Source organism: Metapseudomonas cellulosilytica, assembly GCF_049334135.1.
In the GTDB taxonomy this organism is placed as follows: Bacteria; Pseudomonadota; Gammaproteobacteria; order Pseudomonadales; family Pseudomonadaceae; genus Metapseudomonas.
Genome location: NZ_JBHZGN010000026.1, coordinates 12707 through 31129, shown reverse-complemented (window position 1 = coordinate 31129; position 18423 = coordinate 12707). Strand labels below are relative to the sequence as shown.

At 63.1% G+C, this 18423-nt stretch carries 13 protein-coding genes; 8 read left to right on the top strand and 5 right to left on the bottom strand.

Features of this window, described 5'->3' with window-relative positions:
- The 4 genes from ACFW0H_RS24960 (at window position 1) to ACFW0H_RS24945 (ending at window position 6115) form a co-directional block, all read left to right on the top strand.
- Window positions 1-1788: a thiamine pyrophosphate-binding protein gene (locus ACFW0H_RS24960; RefSeq protein ID WP_422916535.1), complete on the top strand. Its 1788-nt coding sequence runs from the start codon at window positions 1-3 to the stop codon at window positions 1786-1788.
- Window positions 1789-2250: 462 nt separating this feature from the next.
- A complete protein-coding gene (locus ACFW0H_RS24955; RefSeq protein WP_422916534.1) occupies window positions 2251-3438 on the top strand; it encodes a Gfo/Idh/MocA family protein in 1188 nt (395 codons plus the stop codon).
- Window positions 3439-3563: 125 nt separating this feature from the next.
- Window positions 3564-4448 carry a sugar phosphate isomerase/epimerase family protein gene (locus ACFW0H_RS24950; protein WP_422916533.1) on the top strand — a complete coding sequence of 295 codons (885 nt, stop codon included), beginning with the start codon at window positions 3564-3566 and terminating at the stop codon, window positions 4446-4448.
- A gap of 32 nt (window positions 4449-4480) precedes the next feature.
- Window positions 4481-6115 carry a GMC family oxidoreductase gene (locus ACFW0H_RS24945; protein ID WP_422916532.1) on the top strand — a complete coding sequence of 545 codons (1635 nt, stop codon included), beginning with the start codon at window positions 4481-4483 and terminating at the stop codon, window positions 6113-6115.
- A 77-nt stretch (window positions 6116-6192) separates the two neighbouring features.
- Here ACFW0H_RS24945 and ACFW0H_RS24940 read toward each other — a convergent pair whose 3' ends face one another.
- Window positions 6193-7209 carry a glycoside hydrolase family 3 N-terminal domain-containing protein gene (locus ACFW0H_RS24940; RefSeq protein WP_422916531.1) on the bottom strand — a complete coding sequence of 339 codons (1017 nt, stop codon included), beginning with the start codon at window positions 7207-7209 and terminating at the stop codon, window positions 6193-6195.
- Window positions 7210-7568: 359 nt separating this feature from the next.
- Here ACFW0H_RS24940 and ACFW0H_RS24935 point away from each other — a divergent pair, with 359 nt between their 5' ends.
- Window positions 7569-8642, top strand: coding sequence for a LacI family DNA-binding transcriptional regulator (locus tag ACFW0H_RS24935; RefSeq protein WP_422916594.1), 1074 nt, complete (start codon window positions 7569-7571; stop codon window positions 8640-8642).
- A gap of 8 nt (window positions 8643-8650) precedes the next feature.
- Here ACFW0H_RS24935 and ACFW0H_RS24930 read toward each other — a convergent pair whose 3' ends face one another.
- The 4 genes from ACFW0H_RS24930 to ACFW0H_RS24915 form a co-directional block, all read right to left on the bottom strand.
- On the bottom strand, window positions 8651-9925 hold the full coding sequence (locus tag ACFW0H_RS24930) for an MFS transporter (protein WP_422916530.1): 1275 nt from the start codon (window positions 9923-9925) through the stop codon (window positions 8651-8653).
- 78 nt (window positions 9926-10003) lie between these two features.
- The gene (locus tag ACFW0H_RS24925; protein ID WP_422916529.1) at window positions 10004-11614 is read right to left on the bottom strand and encodes a GMC oxidoreductase; all 1611 of its coding nucleotides are present in this window, start codon (window positions 11612-11614) and stop codon (window positions 10004-10006) included.
- Between the two features lie 17 nt (window positions 11615-11631).
- Window positions 11632-13419 (bottom strand): thiamine pyrophosphate-binding protein, encoded by a 1788-nt coding sequence (locus tag ACFW0H_RS24920; RefSeq protein ID WP_422916528.1) that lies wholly within the window; start codon window positions 13417-13419, stop codon window positions 11632-11634.
- Between the two features lie 66 nt (window positions 13420-13485).
- Window positions 13486-14151, bottom strand: a complete 666-nt coding sequence (locus ACFW0H_RS24915; RefSeq protein WP_422916527.1) for a ThuA domain-containing protein — start codon at window positions 14149-14151, stop codon at window positions 13486-13488.
- A gap of 1120 nt (window positions 14152-15271) precedes the next feature.
- Between ACFW0H_RS24915 and ACFW0H_RS24910 the strand changes: the two genes are divergently transcribed.
- The 3 genes from ACFW0H_RS24910 to ACFW0H_RS24900 are packed head-to-tail and all read left to right on the top strand — an operon-like array spanning window position 15272 to window position 18418.
- Window positions 15272-16576: an ABC transporter substrate-binding protein gene (locus ACFW0H_RS24910; RefSeq protein ID WP_422916526.1), complete on the top strand. Its 1305-nt coding sequence runs from the start codon at window positions 15272-15274 to the stop codon at window positions 16574-16576.
- Between the two features lie 44 nt (window positions 16577-16620).
- Complete coding sequence (locus ACFW0H_RS24905) at window positions 16621-17553, top strand: carbohydrate ABC transporter permease (RefSeq protein ID WP_422916593.1); 933 nt, start codon at window positions 16621-16623, stop codon at window positions 17551-17553.
- Entirely contained in the window at window positions 17543-18418 is an 876-nt protein-coding gene (locus ACFW0H_RS24900) for a carbohydrate ABC transporter permease (protein WP_422916525.1), read from the top strand. Before ACFW0H_RS24905 ends, ACFW0H_RS24900 begins: the two co-directional genes overlap by 11 nt.
- Window positions 18419-18423 lie beyond the last annotated feature (5 nt).

Sequence of the window (18423 nt, the reverse complement as noted above, 5' to 3'; positions counted from 1 at the left end):
ATGAAGAAATTGACTGGCAGCCAAGTGGTTGCCCAAACGCTGAAGAACTACGGCGTCGAATACGTCGCCGGCATCCCCGGCCACGGCATCTGGACCCTCACCGATGCCTTCCTCGAGGAAGAGTCGCAGATCAAGTTCATCCAGGTGTTCCACGAGCAGAGCGCCGTGCACCTGGCCGACGGCTACTACCGCGTCTCCGGCAAGCCGATGGCGGCGGTGACCTCCATCGGTGCCGGCGCGAGCAACACCGTGATCGGCATGGCCACCGCCTTCACCGACTCCACCAGCCTGATGCTGATCACCGGTGGCCCGCCCACCCACATGCGTGGCCACGGCCTGCTGCAGGAGCTGGAGCGCTACACCGACAACGACTTCCCGAAGATCGCCGAAGCCGTGTCCAAGCGCCACTGGGTCGCCACCCGCGTGGAGGAAATGCCCTTCATCATGCACCGTGCCTGGAGCTCGATGATGACCGGCCGCCCCGGCCCGGTGCACATCGAGATCCCGATGGACGTCCAGGCCGAGGCGGCCGAGGTGAACCTGCACGCGATCGAAGAGCGGGTGCCGGTGGGCAAGGTGTTCCCCGACCCGGCGGCGGTCGCCAAGGCGGCCGAGGTGCTGCGTGAAGCCCGGCGGCCGGTGATGGTCATCGGCGGTGGCGTGATCACCGGCGAAGCCTGGAACGAAGTCCTGGCCCTGGCCGAGCTGTGGCAGATCCCGGTGGTGACCACCTGGAACGGCAAGAGCGGCTTCCCCGAGGACCATAAACTGTTCGCCGGCAGCGTCGGCCAGACCGGCACCCTGTGCGGCAACGCCATGGCCTCCAGCGCCGACGTGATCCTCGCCGTGGGTTGCCGTTTCACCGACTGGTCGTCCTCCAGCTACGCCAAGGGCGTCACCTTCTCGATCCCGCCGGGCAAGCTGATCCACATCGACATCGACCCGCACGAGATCGGCAAGAACTACCCGGTGACCGTCGGCATCGTCTCCGACGCCAAGTACGCCCTGGGCCACCTGGTCGACGCTCTCAAAGGCGAGACCGTCGACCGCACCGAATACCTGCAGGACCTGGCCGCGCGTCAGGCCGAGTGGGAGGAGAAGCTGGCCACCCGCCGCGACTCCGACCGCTTCCCGTTCACCTCGCAGCGGCCGCTCGGCGCCCTGCGCAAGGTGTTCCCGCGCGACACCATCGTGGTGGTCGGCTCGGGCAACACCCAGGGCGCGGTGAAGCAGACCTTCCCGGTCTACCAGCCGCGGACCCACCTGACCTCCGGCGGTTTCTCGTCGATGGGCTGGGCGGTGCCGGCGGCGATCGGCGCCAAGCTGGCCGCGCCGAACCAGCCGGTGGTGTGCATCCTCGGGGACGGCGACTTCCTGATGACCAACCAGGAGATCGCCATCTGCAAGACCAACGGCATTCCGGTGGTGTTCATCATCCAGAACAACGCCGGCTACATGTCGATCCGCGGTGGCCAGCGCAAGCAGACCAGCCGCCACATTGGCACCGAGTTCAACACCCCGGATGGCGAGCCCTACTCGCCGGACTACAAGGCGCTGGGCGAATCCTTCGGCCTGCGCTCCTGGCGCGTGGAACGGCCGGAGGACCTGGAGCCGATCCTGCAGCAGGCGCTGGAGTGCAACGAGCCGGTGCTGATCGAAGTGCCCACCGACCGCGATGCCGCCGGGCCCTGGGTGCCGGGCTGGTGGGACTTCCCCATCCCCGAGTACATCACCGACGAACGCCAGGACGAGTACTGGCAGCTGCGCAACTCGGAGCAGCATCTCTGATTCGGCCATAGCGGCCTGCAGTGTGCTGGCGGATAGGGGCCTCCCTATACGGCGGGGCAAGGTTCTCGATCTGCCGTACCGTGGATCACTTCGGTGATCCACGGTTTTTGCTTTTTTGCACATGCAACAGGTATTGCCAGATCCACATGACGCCCGGTGGTGCATCTGGATTAGGAAAATGCGCCGCTTTGCCGCTGAGGTGTCCCCGGCCGTTCGCACTTTCACGGACCGTATACGACTTCAATTGTCCGCCTCGGAGGGATGGTGCGTCATCGGCGTCCCATAGTACGGCGCAGCGATGCCGCCTTGCTCCTTTGTCGTGCGTCACCCTGCGTCATGTCGAATCCGTATGCGAAATTGAGGAGGCCTTTTCAGACGCCGGATACTGGCCCCACGGAGCACAACCTGTTCGCCCGCGATCACGGTTCATCCGCCATTCCACCCGTGTTCGGAGAAGCAGAAGTGTCCAGGCTGACGAGCGATATTCCCGGCAAACAGCGCCTGCGCGTCGGCATGGTGGGCGGCGGTCAGGGTGCCTACTTCGCTAGCTTCCATCGTGCGGCAATGCGCCTGTCCAACCGTTTCGAGATCGTCGCCGGCGTGTTTTCCTCATCGCCGGCGAAGTCCCGAGAAGCGGGGCTCGCACTGGGTGTAGACGCCGATCGCATCTATCCCTCCGTGGCCGCCATGGCGGCCGCGGAGCCGGGGCGCGCCGACCGGATCGACGCGGCGGTCATCGTCACGCCCAATCACCTGCACTACGAAGCCTGCCGGTCGTTCCTCGAGGCCGGGATTCCGGTCATCTGCGACAAGCCCCTGGTCCACCGGGTGGAAGAGGCCGAGGCGCTGCTGTGCATCGCCGAGCGACGCAATACCTTCCTGGCGCTGACATACACCTACCTGGGCTACCCCATGGTCCGCGATGCCCGCAGCCGCATCCTTGCGGGCGAGTTGGGCGAGATCCGCTTCCTCTACGTCGAATACCTGCTGGAGTGGCTGGCGCCCGGTGTTGCGGACCTCAGCGACAGCCTGGCCTGGCGCGGTGATCCGGCCAAGGCCGGGCCCACAGGCGTCGTCGGCGATATCGGCACCCATGCCTTCAACCTGCTGGAGTTCCTCAGCGGCCAGCGCTGCACCCAGCTCAGTGCCAAGCTCAGCACCCGTGTGCCGGGATGGCGGCTGGATGACAACTGCGTCGCGCAGCTGGAGTTCGATGGAGGCGCAGAAGGTCTGCTGTGGGCCAGCTTCGCCGCACCGGGGCATCGCAATGGGCTGCGCTTCAAGGTGGTCGGCAGTCAGGCTTCGCTGGAGTGGAGCCAGGAATCGCCGGAAACCCTGCGCTTCGCCCCAACCGACGGCGCTGAGCGGATCTACCGCCGTGGCCAGCGTGACAACGCAGCAAACACGCTCGAAATCACCAGCCTGCCAGCAGGCTGCAGCGAGGGCTATCTGGAAGCCCTGGCGGTGCTCTACGCGGATTTCGCCGACGCGCTCAGCGCGGGCAGCGAGTGGCGCAGCACGACAGCAGCTCCGCTCCCGGATATTCACGAGGGCCTGCGGGGCGTCGAGCTTTCGCGCGTCTGCCTGCAATCCAGCCAGACGCGATCCTGGGTGGCCTTTCCTCGCCCACGACCACGACCCGAAGACTGATACCCGAGCCTCATTGCGGGTAAGGGCGAGCCGCACGACTGATATGGCAGACACACACGCACCCATTGGTCCCGCGCGGCCAAGCGAAAACCTGACCGAACACAACCATAACAAGAGGAACCGCGATGACATTTTCCGGACATACCCTGGCACTGCATTCGACCGTCTCCCGCCACGGCACCCTGGCCGCTGACGTCGAGATTGCCCGGGCCGTCGGCTTCGACGCGCTCGAGGCGTCAAGCGTCAAGCTGGCCAGCTACCTCGATGCGGGCTTCACCCAGCAGGAGCTGAAGGCGCTGCTCGGCGATCTGCAAATCCCCGGCGTCGGCTACCTGGCCAATATCGAGCGGCAAGGCGCCGAAAGCCAGGCACTGTTCCAGGAGGCTGAGGCACTGTTTTCCCTGGCCAATGCGGCAGGTGCCAAAGGCGTGCAGGTCCTGACCGGTCCGATCAATGTTCAGGCGGTGATCGACTTCAACCGTCAGGGGCGCTCAGCGCTCTACAGCGGCCTGCAAGGGCTTGGCGAAGAGGAGCAACTGGCCCTGACCGCGAGGAACATCACGCGCCTGGCTGACCTGGCCCGAACCTTCGACCTCACCCTGTATCTGGAAGCCCTGTCCTGGACCCCGCTGCGCGGAATCGCTCGGCAGGTTGAACTACTCGATCGCGCCGAGCGCGACAACGTCAGGATGGTGATCGACTTCTGGCACTGCCACACCTCCGGCGATACCCCGGACGACATTGCGAAAATGGACAAGCGCCACATCTACGGCGTCCACGTCTGCGATTCCCTGCCATTCGAAGGCGGCATTCCGGACGAAGCGGTATTGCGGGATGTGCCCACCGGCCAGGGTGTGCTCGATCTGCAGGTCTGGGCCGACGCCGTCAAGGCGACCGGTTACCAGGGTTGGTGGAGCTGCGAGCTGTTCTGTCGCAAGCAACAGCAGCAAGACAGTTACACCGTGGCGCGTGAGCTGAAAGCTTTGCTTGAGCATCTGGTGAGCCACTGAGCTCCCTTTGGCAATGAGGTTGAAAGAAGTCCATGGTTGATTACATCGTCATCGGGGGCGGCTCGACGGGCTGCACCATCGCGTCGAGGCTCAGCGAAGATCCGTCCGCTACGGTCGTCCTGTTCGAGGAAGGTCCGCGGGACCGCAACCCCTATATCCACATTCCCGGTGCTTACTACAAGACCGCCCAGGGCCCGCTGCTCAAGCGCTATGCCTGGGAGCCGACCTCAGAGCAGGCGCGCAGCGACGCACCGACCATGGTGCAAGCCAGCGTGCTGGGAGGTGGCAGTTCGGTCAACGCGATGATCTATATCCGCGGTGTGCCGCAGGACTACGACGGCTGGGCCGAGCTGGGCGCGACGGGCTGGTCGTACCGTGACGTATTGCCGTACTTCAAGAAGGCCGAAGACAACGAGCGATTCTGCAACGCGGTGCATGGAACGGGCGGTCCGCTGGGGGTTTCCGACGCGCGATACGTGCACCCGCTGACCAAGGTCTGGCTGAAGGCCTGCCAGCAATATGGCTTGCCTTACAACCCGGACTTCAACAGCGGCGATCCGGCTGGTTGTGGCCTTTACCAGATCACCGCAAAGAATGGTTTTCGCAGCAGCGCGGCGACGGCCTACCTGGCGCCGGCCCGAGGCCGCAAGAATCTCACGGTGAAGACGGGGTGCCGGGTGGAGCGCATCCTGATGCAGGAAAACCGGGCCAAGGGTGTCGAGTACATCGAGAATGGCCAGCGGCAGCAGATCTTCGCCGAGAAAGAAATCATCCTCTCGGCCGGCGCCATCAACTCGCCACGCCTGCTGATGCTCTCGGGCATCGGGCCGGCCGCCCACCTGCAGAAGCATGGCATCGAGGTCGTCCGTGACCTGCCGGGTGTCGGCCAGAACCTGCAGGATCACATCGAGATCTCGCTGATCTACGAGCTGACCGGGCCGCACAGCTACGACAAGTACAAGAAGCCCTTCTGGAAGGCGGTCGCCGGCTTACAGTATGCCTTGTTCCGCCAGGGCCCGGCGGCATCCAACCTGATCGAGGGCGGTGCCTTCTGGTGGGGTGACAAGGCGCAGGCAACTCCGGACATCCAGTACTTCATGGTGGTCGGTGCAGGAATCGAAGAGGGTGTCGATTCGGTACCGGGGGGCAACGGATGCACGTTGAACCTGGGGCAGATTCGCCCGCGTTCGAGAGGTTTCGTGGAGCTCAATGGAGCCGATCCGAAGCAGCCGCCCCGAATCGTGCCGAACTACTTCTCCGATCCCTATGACCTGGACGCCTTGGTGGATGGCTGCATGGTCGGCGAGGAGATCATGGCGCAACCGGCGTTCAAGCCGTTCATCGCACGTCGTCACGTGCCGGAGGGAACGGTCAGGACCCGCGACCAGATGCGCAAGTTCTGCCATCAGGAAGCCCATGCCGCCCTGCATCCCTCTGGCACCTGCCGTATGGGGCAGGGTGGCGATTCGGTAGTCGGGCCGGACCTGCGGGTGCATGGCATCGAGGGTCTGCGTGTCGCGGATGCCTCCATCATGCCGACGCTGGTGTCCGGGAACCCGAACGCCGTCTGCATCATGATCGGTGAGAAGGCGGCCGACATGATCCGCAATGGCGCATCCGCGCCGCTGACGCACGCTGTTGCGCGCCAGCCTGACCTCACCGCCTAAGGGTTCCCGCCTGATTGCGCCGCACCGCTGTTTACCCAGCGGTGCGGCGTTCTTCTCTTTCTGAAGCTCGACAAGTATCAGTTGTCGATCCCGAATGCGTCGGCCAGTGCGCGGACTCGAGCCGCCGCTTCGGCCAGGCGATCTTCGGTGATTTCACCTTTCCTGACTGCGTCGACCAGGGCCGCCGCCACGGCATCGAGACCGGACTCACTGGACAGCAGGAGGAGGTCGGCGCCTGCCGCAATCGAGGCTACGGCCACCTGTTGGATCGTGCGGCCTCGCAGGATGCCGGGCGCATCCAGGTCATCGGAAATGATCAGGCCGTCGAAGCCCAATTGCTCGCGGAGCAGGGTGATTGTCGCCCGCGACGTACTCGAGGGCTCCCGGGCGTCGATGGCGGGCACCAGTGCCGGGCCGACCATGACGGCCTTGACGCCCCGCGCAATGACGTCGCGGAACTGATCCAGACTGAGCTGAAGCTCCTGGGCTGAGCCGCAGACAATCGCCTCGTGCACGGCCGGGTCCAGCGCCGTCACGGGGTGACCGGGGAAGTGCTTGGCAGCAGCTGCGACGCCGGCGGCCTGAACCCCATCGACGAACGCGCAGGAAACGCGGCGCACTACTTCCGGTATCTGTCCCAGGGTCCGGTTCGACAGCCAGGGGTTCTCGCCGGTCACGACATCGACGATGGGGGCAAGGAACAGATTGATGCCCAGCTGGCGAGCCACTGTGGCCACCTCGGATGAGCGGGTGGCGATGGCCGAGGCGGACCAGTCCTGGGCTTCAATTGCAGAGGGCAGGGGCGGGACCAGATCGTGCAGCCGCTGAATGCCGCCCAGTTCTTGGTCGATGGCGACGAGCAGATTCCCTCGGGCATGCTGGCGGGCCAGGCGGGTGACCTTGCGGAAATCCGCTGCGGCCTCACGCGCCCTGCGCTCGGCGCACATGGCGCGGGCGAGATACTCCGCGCGGCTTTCACCCAGCAGGATCGAGACGCCGCCCTTTTCAAGGAAACTCAGCACGGTTCGGTCGAGCTCCAGCGTTGCGAATGCGGGCAGCAGGACGGCATGGGCGTTCTCAAGTAATTGGCTCAAGGTGTTTTTCCTTCGACAGGGATTAAGGTTCACCGAGATGGGCATGTGCGAGTCCCGCGTGCTCGGTGTCGTGCGGTACAACTTGGGGACTGAGGTAAGATCGCCGGCCCGGCTGTGGGGCGATGCGAGGGCTGCCGGGTAGCGCGGTGCGCTGGGTTGATCAGGGTATCGACCGTGATGAGAGTGTCGCGCGGCGTGGCTTTTCCGGGATCGGGGATCCTGTGCCCGATCGCCTCGTGATAGGTTATCCAGCCAGACAGGGCGGAATCGCGATGCGAGTTGAGTGCATCTGTGGTGCAATTCCGTCGAAAAGGAACTGAATTCCACGAAAGTGGTTGACGAGATCGGCAATGGTTTCGATGAAGGATGTGGCACTGGCCGCCGGCGTTTCCCAGCCGGCGGTTTCCTATGCCTACAACAAGCCCAACAAGCTCTCCGTCGCGCAGCGCGAGCACATCCTCGCGGTCGCTGAGAAGCTGGGGTACCCAGGGCCGAACATCATGGGGCGCAGCCTGCGCTCGGGTAAGGTCGGCGCCATCGGGCTGATGGTGATGGACAAGCTGTCCTACGCCTTCGCCGATCCCTCGATGATCGCCCTGATGCGGGGCATTGGCGAGATCGGCGAGTTGTCCAATGTGGCGCTGACGTTGTTCCCGCTGAACAACCGGCGCATCCAGAGCGATGACGGCAAGTCCGGCCATGCGAGCTTGGCCGTGCGCGGCTTGGTGGACGGCCTGATCATCCCGACCATGCCGGACGACCACCCGATGGTGAAGGCGGTGATCCAGCAGAAGATTCCTTTCGTTGTGGTCGATTCGCCCATGATCGAGGGCGCCCACTATGTGGGGATTGACGACCGTGGCGCGGCGCGGCAGCAGATGCGCCATCTGCTGGACCTTGGCCATCGCCGCATCGGTATCGTCATTGACCGTCTCAACCCTGATAACCATCGGGGTGAGGTGGACCTGAAGCGTTTCCGCTCGTCGACCGAAATGATTGTGCGCGAACGGCTCACCGGTTACATCGAGGAGGCGGCCGAAGCGGGTCTCGCGTTCGAGGACCTTCATATCGTCGAGGCCGGTGGATTCGATTCGACGGTCGGGCAGGCCGCCGCGGCGAGTCTGCTGAACAAGTATCCGTTGACGGCCATCGTCGCCTGTTCGGATGTCATGGCCCTCGCCAGCATGAACGCGGCGCAGGCACTGCAGATGCGGGTACCTGAGGACATTTCGATCATCGGATTCGACGACATTTCCGAAGCCGGGGCAGTGGGGCTTACGACCATCCGTCAGCCCCTGGTGGAGAAGGGGGTGTATGCGGCGCGCTTCCTGGTGGACCTGCTGAACTCACCACCGGCCGAGTCGGAACCGCCGAAGCGCAAGATGTTCCAGACCCAACTGGTGGTGCGGACCTCGACCCGGAAGCTCGACTGAAGCCTGATTCAGCGATGGGGCTGGTGAGCCGCGTTCGGCTCGGCAGCCTCGGCCGAGGGCGTGTCGTGGAAACGCATCAGCAGGGGGCCGAACAGGGCCAGCGGCGTCAGCAGAACCAGTGGGGCGTAAAGCAGATAACTGAGGCCGAAGTAGTTGACCACGGCCGCAATAGCCGCCGGCCCGAGCAGCATGCCGGAGTAGCCGATGCCGTTGACGATGCCGATGTTACGGCCAGCGTTGGCAGGGTCCTTGCGGCCGGCGCTGGAGAGCATCAGCGGAGCGATGCACGCCAGCCCCAGGCCGAACAGGCCGAAGCCGATGAGGCCGCTCATGGCGGTACCGCCGATCATGGTCAACAGCAGGCCGGCGACGGCCAGTACCGCGCTGCCGAACACCACCTGCGGGGCGCCCAGGCGTTCGGCGATGCGATCACCGATCAGGCGGCCGAAACACTCCGCTCCAACGAACACCGATACGGCCATGCCGGCCAGCGAGGTGCTGGTACCCAATTCGCGACGCGCATACTCCTGCCCCCAGTCCGCGACAGCACCTTCGCCGACCATGCTGCCCAGTAGCAGGATGCCGAAACCGATCATCAGCAGGACCATCTGCCAGGGGTTACCGGCGGTGACGCTGGCACCAGCGCTGGATTGCGGATCCACGGCGTTGGGCAGCTCGGGCACGTCATGCTTGTCCAGCATGAAATGGCCGACGAGGCAGCCGATCACCAGCATGGCGCCTCCCAGCGCGGTGAAAGGCACAGCCGCGCTTTGGGTGTAGTGCGCGGCGAACAGGCTGCCCACCATGCCCACCAGGAACCCGCCCAGAGAATAAAAGGCATGGAAGGCCGCCAGGATCGGTCGACGGTAGAAGCGCTCGACCTGGATACCATGTGTGTTGAGCGCCGTGTCGATGGCGCCACGGAAGAGCCCCAGGATCACTCCGAACGCCAGCGCAAACCAGAATCCGGTGACGAAGCCCAGCGGGATGATCGACAGCGGGTAGATGACCGCCGTGGCGTAGATCACCCGTTTGGCGCCGAGCACGTCGATGAAGCGGCCTACCAGGAAGGATCCAGCCGCTGCACCGACGCCGATTCCGAGCGCGATCATGCCGAAGTGCCCGTCACCGAGGCTACCGGAAAGCCCCAACTGCTCTCGGAACGCGCTGACGCCGGTCGACCAGATGTACATCATTGCGCCCACCATCATGAAACCGGCGAAGGTCGCGATGCGCGCCCTGCGGATGCGGGGGGTGACCAGGGTGTTGTCTCTCTTGTTCATGTTCTTTCAACAATATCCGTAGTGCATCTGGGCGGTATCCGGGCGCAAGCGCACCCCTCGGCCCGCCAAGATGGGCGGTCAGGTAGTGGGGCCGGTGAAGGAGGCAGCGACTCGCAGGGCATTGGCTGCAATGGTCAGCGCGGGGTTGACGGCAGCGGAGGAGGGGAAGGAAGAGCTGTCCACTACCCAGAGATTCTCAAGGTCGTGCATCTTGCAGTTCCTGTCCAGTACGCTCCGACTACTGTCATTGCCCATCACTGCGGTGCCGCATTGGTGGGAGTTGGTGCCAATTCCCATGCGCTCCGTGAGTACCAGTGGGTAGCCGGCGTAACGCATCAGCGCAGAGGTTTTCTCCACCAGGCGCTCGTGGGCCTTAAGGTTGTTCGGCTTCCAGAAAACCTTGATGGCCTTTTGTTCCGCGTCGTACTCCACGCGGTTCTCCGGTGTCGGCAGGTCCTCGGAAGTGAGGTAGAGGTCGACGCTGTGATTGGTGAGGTAGCGCGACACCATCTTGGGCACCCAGGGGCGCATTCCCGAGATCATGGGTTCGCGGATCTTGCCGAGCATCTGCACGTTCCCGAGCGGGAATACGCTGTCCTTGGAGGCGTGGTACCAGTCGTTCAATGCCAGGGTTTTCTGGAACATCACCTTGTTTTCCCGGCGCGGGTCCACTGCCACCAGGAAGGTGCTGTTGTGCACCATGTAATTTCTACCGACCAGCCCCGAGCTATTGCCGAGCCCCGTGGGATGCTGCGCATTGGCGGATTTCAGCAGCAAGGTGGCGCTGTTCACCGCGCCGCAGGCCAGGGCAAATCGCTGGGCTCGGATTCGGATTGTTTCCCCATCGCGGACGCCTTCCGCCTCGGTGACTCGGAGTCCATCCTCGGAGGTATGCAGGCGTTCAATCTTGGTGCGAGTCAGCAGACGAACGTCGGTGCCTTGAAGGGCAGGGCGCAGCGCCGAAATCTCGGCGTCGCCTTTTGCGTCTACCAGGCATGGGTAGCCGTCGCAGGTAGAGCACAGCACACAGGCACGGTCGGGGCCGTAGTCCACCGCCGCTGGCATGGCAAAGGGATGGAGGCCGGCCTTGCGCATGCTCTGCGCAAGGTCTTTCAGGGCAGGGTCATGTTCCAATGCCGGTGAGGGGTAAGGCTTGGATCGCCAGGGGTCGGTTGGATCCTGACCGGCGGCACCGTGCACCTTGTACAAGGCTTCGGCCTCGCAGTAATACGGCTCCATTTCCGCATAACTGATGGGCCATGCGGGGGAAATGCCCTCGGCATGGCGGATCTCGCCAAAGTCTTCCTCGCGGAAGCGCGGCAGCATGGCGCCGTAGAACTTGGTATTGCCGCCGACGTAGTAGAAGACACCCGGCGAGAAGGGCTGGTTGTGGTCATCCAGCCATTTCTCGGCATTGCGGTAGCGTCCCTCACCAAATACGGCCTCGGCGCTCCAGTTCTGGATCTCGCGAGGCAGAAAATCGCCGCGCTCAACCACGACTACTGACAGCCCCTGGTTACGCAAGGCATGGGCGAAGGTCGAGCCGCCCATGCCGGAGCCAATGACCAGGACATCACAGGTCACCAGGCCGTTTTCATCAGGCTCGACCAGCGACAGGGAGCGCCGGCTGACCGGCGCCTCCTGTTGTGGTTCCTGCGCTGAGTGAGTCGAAAAAAGCATATCGCTCATCGGGGCTTACTCGTTCATTACAAGTGTTGTTCAGAGTTGCGCAGCTGCCAGTACTCGTCCTGGCGTTCGTCGGTGATGTACTCGGGGATGGGGAAGTCCCACCAGCCCGGCACCCAGGGCCCGGCGGCATCGCGGTCGGTGGGCACTTCGATCAGCACCGGCTCGTTGCACTCCAGGGCCTGCTGCAGGATCGGCTCCAGGTCCTCCGGCCGTTCCACGCGCCAGGAGCGCAGACCGAAGGATTCGCCCAGCGCCTTGTAGTCCGGCGAATAGGGTTCGCCATCCGGGGTGTTGAACTCGGTGCCGATGTGGCGGCTGGTCTGCTTGCGCTGGCCGCCGCGGATCGACATGTAGCCAGCGTTGTTCTGGATGATGAACACCACCGGAATCCCGTTGGTCTTGCAGATGGCGATCTCCTGGTTGGTCATCAGGAAGTCGCCGTCACCGAGGATGCACACCACCGGCTGGTTCGGCGCGGCCAGCTTGGCGCCGATCGCCGCCGGTACCGCCCAACCCATCGACGAGAAGCCGCCGGAGGTCAGGTGGGTCCGCGGCTGGTAGACCGGGAAGGTCTGCTTCACCGCACCCTGGGTGTTGCCCGAGCCGACCACCACGATGGTGTCGCGCGGGAACACCTTGCGCAGGGCACCGAGCGGGCGCTGCGAGGTGAACGGGAAGCGGTCGGAGTCACGGCGGGTGGCCAGCTTCTCTTCCCACTCGGCCTGACGTGCGGCCAGGTCCTGCAGGTATTCGGTGCGGTCGACGGTCTCGCCGTTGAGGGCGTCGACCAGATGGCCCAGGGCGTACTTGGCATCGGAGACGATGCCCACGGTCACCGGGTAGTTCTTGCCGATCTCGTGCGGGTCGATGTCGATGTGGATCAGCTTGCCCGGCGGGATCGAGAAGGTGACGCCCTTGGCGTAGCTGGAGGACGACCAGTCGGTGAAGCGGCAGCCCACGGCGAGGATCACGTCGGCACTGGAGGCCATCGCGTTGCCGCACAGGGTGCCGGTCTGGCCGACGCTGCCGGCGAACAGGGCATGGTCCTCGGGGAAGCCGCTCTTGCCGTTCCAGGTGGTCACCACCGGAATCTGCCACAGCTCGGCCAGGGCCAGCACTTCGTTCCAGGCTTCGCCGGTGATCACGCCACCGCCGATGACCATCACCGGACGCCGGGCTTCACGCAGCACCTCGGCGGCCTTGGCGACCGCCGCCGGATCCGGGAACACCTTGCCCACCGGTACCCGCTCTTCGATCGCGTGCAGGTTCACCTCGGCCGCTTCGGCCTGGACGTCCATCGGGATCTCGATATGCACCGGGCCGGGGCGGCCGGTCATCATCGAGCTCCAGGCACGGTGCATGATGAAGGGCATTTCCTCCACGCGGGTGGCGACCCAGTGGCGCTTGGACACGGCTTCGGCGATCTTCGGGAAGTCGTTGTCGGTGTAGCGCTCCAGCTCCTGCAGCAGACCGTGGCCACGCATGTGGGTGGGCGGGCCACCGGTGATCAGCATCAGGCTGGTGGAATCGGTGAAGGCGGTGGCCATGCCGATCACGGTGTTGCTCGCGCCGGCGCCGATGGAGGTCACGGCGGCCATCGGCTTGCCGGAGACGCGGTAGTAACCGTCGGCCAGGTGCACGGCGCTCTGCTCGTGGAACACCTGGATGAACTTGATCTGCGACTCTTCCTCGAGGAAGGCGTCGGTGAGGGTCCAGATGCCGTGGCCAGGAATACCGGCGACGTATTCGACGCCGTAGTTCTTCAGCGTTTGGGCAACCACTTGGCTGCCAGTCAACTTGGGCATGGTTGTGCTCCTTGGATTACTGGTGAAAGCGGCGTGGGAATTGGCCGCTAACCGGGTGGTCAAGGGTTACGATTTCTTGCGCGCGGCCCAGGCCAGGCCTTGCTTGGTCAAGCGCCGGATGTTCGGATCGGCCAGATTGCTCGTGTCGTGACCGATGGAGTGATAGAAGACGCGGCCTTCACCCCAGTTGCGCACCCAGGCGACCGGGCTGCGATTCCCCTTGAGCCAGGGCATCGGGTTGCCATCGAAGGTGGTTTCGGCGAGCACATGAATGTTCGGGTCGACCTGCATGTAGTACTGCTCGGAACGCACCTCGAAGTCCTCAACGCCTTGGGCGACTTCATGTTCACGGTCGATGAAATTCACCATGTAGGGGTGCGGATAGCCTTCGCCGGCCGGGTGTTCCAGGAAGGAGCCACCGAGGACGAAGTGGTACTTCAGGCTGGCGCGGAAGGCCGCACCGGCACCGTGCCAACCCACCAGGCCCGTGCCGCTCTCGATAGCCTCCAGCAGGCGGTTTTCCTGGGCAGCGGTCAGCGTCTCGGTGGTCACTGCGTTATTCCAGCCGATCACGATCAGGTCATAGCCGGTCAGGTCGCGGTCCAGGGTGAAGATGTCGGTGGACTCCTCAACCTGGAAGTCGAGTTCCTGGAACAGTTCGCGCGCCCAGGCTGCGATTTCGTAGGGGAAATGGCCGGGCCAGCCGCCATACAGGTAAAGGACACGAGTCACGGTTTATTACCTCCGATTGTTGTTACTGCTTGTCGTAGGCCTGAGGCCGAAGTCTTTGTTGGGCTGCTGCCTGCTTTTTGCGAGCAACACTTCCCGGCACCGGGAACAATCCAGTTGCTTGTGTCGAAGTGCATGGCAGCGGTCAGGCGTCCTTCAGGACGCATGGTTGGTTCTTCCTGCGGTCGGACAGCCCTTATTCGGCGCCTATGGCAGCGCCAGACACTTGCCGCTGGGCCGAGGTCGCCGGTTTATGGCTGGCGGAAGCCTTCAACGACCTGGCGATGTCACTGGGGGTGGGCAGGAAAACGAAAAAGTGACCGAGGATGAGCTCGTGTCGTGGCGCGCCGTCTTGCTTCAGCGCGCGGTGATGCGGGGAGTGGCCGCTCTGACACTGTAGGACCTGAGCCATGGTGTTCACCTCGATCTTGTTGTTGGCGTGGTGTCACGGTGATTGGGTTATACGTATAACCTTAATTTCACATTATCACTGCAAGCGACGCTGTCAATACCTTCTGTCAGCTGCCTGCTAAGGAGTCATCAACCGGTCAAAATCAGGGTAAACAAGCCGGTCTACCAGGACATCCATGGCGCGGCATGTCGCTTTTTGAAATGCCTATCGTCAGCGGTGCTCAAGCCTTTGTCAGTCCAGTAGCCCTATTTACAGGGGATGACTTCAAGAACTCCGATTGATTCCTGACTGAGTGGTCATGGGGTGGCATTTCTGAAAGCGACAATTTTTAGGAAAGTGGATTGACAAGCGGAAAGAGGGTGGTAGCTTCGAAAATAAGTTATACGAATAACTCAAATAACAAGACACGGCCGAGGTGACCGACCATGAGAACGAATCCCGCATCAGTAAAGGACTCGCTTGTCGTCGAATCGCCCTCTCTGCTGAGGGGGCTTGATCCCGAGTCTGTGCTTTCCCCTGTCGCCAGAGCGCATTCGCCTGGCGCTCCGTTCCGGCTCCGGCCGAGGCTGTAGCCACTCCGCATTCCAACCAATCAACGCGCCGGCCCGCCGGCCGAATCGACGCTCGGCATGACGTCTTTCTTGTCATGGCGAGTCCGTGCCTGGTCGTTTCATCGCTTCAACCAAAACCAACAAGATAGGAGCAACGAAGGTGAAAACTTTCAAACCAGCAAAGTCCCGAAGCCTCAATGCATTGCGCAAGAACAGCGTCTCGGTGGCTATCGCCGCCGCAGCGTCGTTGGCCATCGGGATGGGGAGTGCGGCAGCGGCCGAGCAGCGCCTTGAGGTTCTGCACTCCTGGGTGTCTGACAGTGAGGTCAAGGCGGTCAATGTGATCAAGGAGCGGCTCTCCACCCAGCAAGTGACCTGGGTGGATTCCGCTGTGGGCGGCATGAGCGGCAGCAATGCCCAGCAGGCCCTGCGTGCCAGGGTTACGGCAGGTGATCCGCCTGGTGCGATGCAGTTCCTCGGCCACGAGGCCATGATCTGGGCCGACCAGGGCGTTCTCAGCAACCTCAATCAGGACGCCAGCGCCAATCATTGGGATCAGGTGGTTCCGGACGCGGTGAAGCCTTTCCTGAAGCATGGCAATGACTGGGTTGCGGTTCCGGTGAACATGCATCGCCAGAACTGGCTCTGGGCCAACGCCAAGGCGTTCGAGAAGGCTGGCGTGACCCCGCCGCGTTCCTGGGACGAACTGTTCGCCGCAGGTGACAAACTGCGGGCCGCTGGTTACATCCCGCTGGCGATCAGCGATGAGCCCTGGCAGATCGGTATTGTCTTCGACGCCATCCTGATCGACCTGTACGGCGCCGACTTTTACAAGAAGACCGCCATCGACCTGGACGAAAAGGCGCTCTCCAGCCCGGAAATGGTCAAGGTGTTCGATACGCTGCGCAAAGTCCGTGGTCTGGCGGACGCGAACTTCCCTGGCCGCGACTGGGCTGTTGCCACCGGCATGGTGATCAACGGCAAGGCCGCCATGCAGTTCATGGGCGACTGGGCGAAAGGCGAGTTCCTGGCCAAGGGGCTCAAGCCCGGCGCTGATTTCCTCTGCCTGGAAACCCCCGGCAAGGAAGTGTCCTTCCAGTTCGTGATGGACACCTTCGGCATGTTCAAGGTGGACAACACCGGTACCCAGAAGGCCCAAGTGGCCCTGGCCGACACCACCATGGACAAGGCCACGCAGCACGACTTCAGCCTGATCAAAGGCTCGATCCCTGCGCGTACCGATGTCGATATCTCGGACTACGACAGCTGCGGCATCAAGTCCGCAGAAGACCGCGCCACTGCAGAGAAAAACGGCAGTCTGGTGGGCGCTCTGACACATGGATTCGCCAGCCAGTCCGAGTTTGCCAGTGTTTTCCAGGACGTGGTCAGCCAGTTCTTCGTGACTGACATGAGTTCGCAGGATGCGGTCGATCTGCTTGTCCAGAGCATCAATAACGCGCGGTGAATGTCATGCAAGATACTCCTCTCAAGTCGCCGCGAGTTTCGGTCATGTCGACGGCCGGCCAGCTCCGTATCGACTCCGCTCCCGTACCGCCAACCAGCGCCAGGCGCTGGCTGGCCCAGCAACTCCCGAAACTGGTACTGGCGCCGAGCTCACTGCTGATCCTTGTCGCGGTCTACGCCTTCATCGCCTGGACGGCCTGGATTTCGGTGACCTCATCCAAGGTCGTGCCGATCTACGACTTCGTTGGCCTGGAGCAGTACATCCGGCTCTGGTCGACGGAGCGCTGGCACACGGCGGTAGGCAACCTGTTCATCTTCAGCAGCCTGTTCCTCGTGGGCGCCATCGCCATCGGCCTGCTGCTGGCGATCCTGCTGGACCAGCGGGTTCGGGCGGAAGGCGCGCTGCGTGCCATCTACCTGTACCCCATGGCGCTGTCGTTCATCGTGACCGGCACCGCCTGGAAGTGGATCCTCAACCCTGGGCTCGGCATCCAGAAGGTGATCAATGATCTGGGCTGGGATAATTTCGTTTTCAACTGGATCGTCGATCCGCACTACGCCATCTACACGGTGGTGATCGCCGGCATCTGGCAATCGTCCGGCTTCGCCATGGCGGTGTTCCTCGCAGGCCTGCGAGGCATTGATAACTCCATCATCAAGGCGGCCCAGATCGAGGGGGCGACACTGCCGCAGATCTATCGGCGAATCATCGTCCCGATGCTGCGACCCGCGTTCCTCAGCGTGGTGGTGCTACTCAGCCATATCGCGATCAAGAGCTTCGACCTTGTGTTGGCGTTGACCAACGCCGGCCCCGGGGGCTCGACCGAGTTGCCCTCGACCTTCATGTTCGCGGCGAGCTTCCGACGTAACCAGCTCGGCGTAGGCGCGGCCAGCGCCATGATGATGCTGATGACCGTCGCCGCGATCATCGTTCCCTACCTGTATTCGGAGCTGCGAGGTCGCCGCGATGAACACTGATACTCGTGCGCTCACTGGATTCGTTACTGGCAGGTTGTTCATCTACCTGGCCCTCGGCCTGGTTGCGTTGGTCTACCTGATGCCGCTCTGGGTAATGGTGGTGACCTCGGTGAAGGACCTCGACGAAATCTACCAGGGATCGTTCATCGGTCTGCCGGGGCAGATCACCTTCGCGGCCTGGGAGAAGGCCTGGTCCAGCGCCTGCATCGGAACTGAATGCGTGGGTTTGCGTGGCTATTTCATCAATTCGATGTTGATGGTGGTGCCGGCCGTAATGCTCTCCACGCTGATCGGCGCGCTCAACGGCTACACCTTGACCAAGTGGACCTTCAAAGGCGCCAACGTGCTGTTCGGCCTGCTGCTGTTCGGGTGCTTCCTGCCGTTCCAGGCGGTGCTGCTGCCGATTGCACAAACGCTGGGTTTCCTGGGCCTGGCAGGCTCCATCAAGGGTCTGATCCTGGTGCATACCGTGTACGGCATCAGTTTCACCACGCTGTTCTTCCGCAACTACTTCATCGGTCTGCCGAACGACCTGACTCGGGCGGCCCTGGTGGATGGTGCGGGATTCTTCCGGATCTTCTGGAGCATCATGCTGCCGGCGTCGATCCCGATCATCGTGGTGTCCTGCATCTGGCAGTTCACTCAGATCTGGAACGACTTCCTCTTCGGGGTCTCCTTCACCTCCGGCTCCAACACGCCCATCACCGTTGCGCTGAACAACATCGTCAACGTCACCGCAGGGCGCAAGCAATACAACGTCGATATGGCGGCGGCCATGATCGCGGGCATTCCAACTCTGGTCGTTTACGTCCTGGCAGGCCGCTATTTCGTGCGTGGCCTGACCGCTGGCGCAGTCAAGGGGTAATGAAC

Bases quoted from the DNA above. Each gene is read 5' to 3' on its own strand.
- ACFW0H_RS24960 (WP_422916535.1), top strand. From the start codon at position 1: ATGAAGAAATTGACTGGCAGCCAAGTGGTTGCCCAAACGCTGAAGAAC.
- ACFW0H_RS24935 (WP_422916594.1), top strand. From the start codon at position 7,569: ATGAAGGATGTGGCACTGGCCGCCGGCGTTTCCCAGCCGGCGGTTTCC.
- ACFW0H_RS24925 (WP_422916529.1), bottom strand. From the start codon at position 11,614: ATGAGCGATATGCTTTTTTCGACTCACTCAGCGCAGGAACCACAACAG.
- ACFW0H_RS24920 (WP_422916528.1), bottom strand. From the start codon at position 13,419: ATGCCCAAGTTGACTGGCAGCCAAGTGGTTGCCCAAACGCTGAAGAAC.
- ACFW0H_RS24900 (WP_422916525.1), top strand. From the start codon at position 17,543: ATGAACACTGATACTCGTGCGCTCACTGGATTCGTTACTGGCAGGTTG.
- ACFW0H_RS24950 (WP_422916533.1), top strand. From the start codon at position 3,564: ATGACATTTTCCGGACATACCCTGGCACTGCATTCGACCGTCTCCCGC.
- ACFW0H_RS24930 (WP_422916530.1), bottom strand. From the start codon at position 9,925: ATGAACAAGAGAGACAACACCCTGGTCACCCCCCGCATCCGCAGGGCG.
- ACFW0H_RS24945 (WP_422916532.1), top strand. From the start codon at position 4,481: ATGGTTGATTACATCGTCATCGGGGGCGGCTCGACGGGCTGCACCATC.
- ACFW0H_RS24905 (WP_422916593.1), top strand. From the start codon at position 16,621: ATGTCGACGGCCGGCCAGCTCCGTATCGACTCCGCTCCCGTACCGCCA.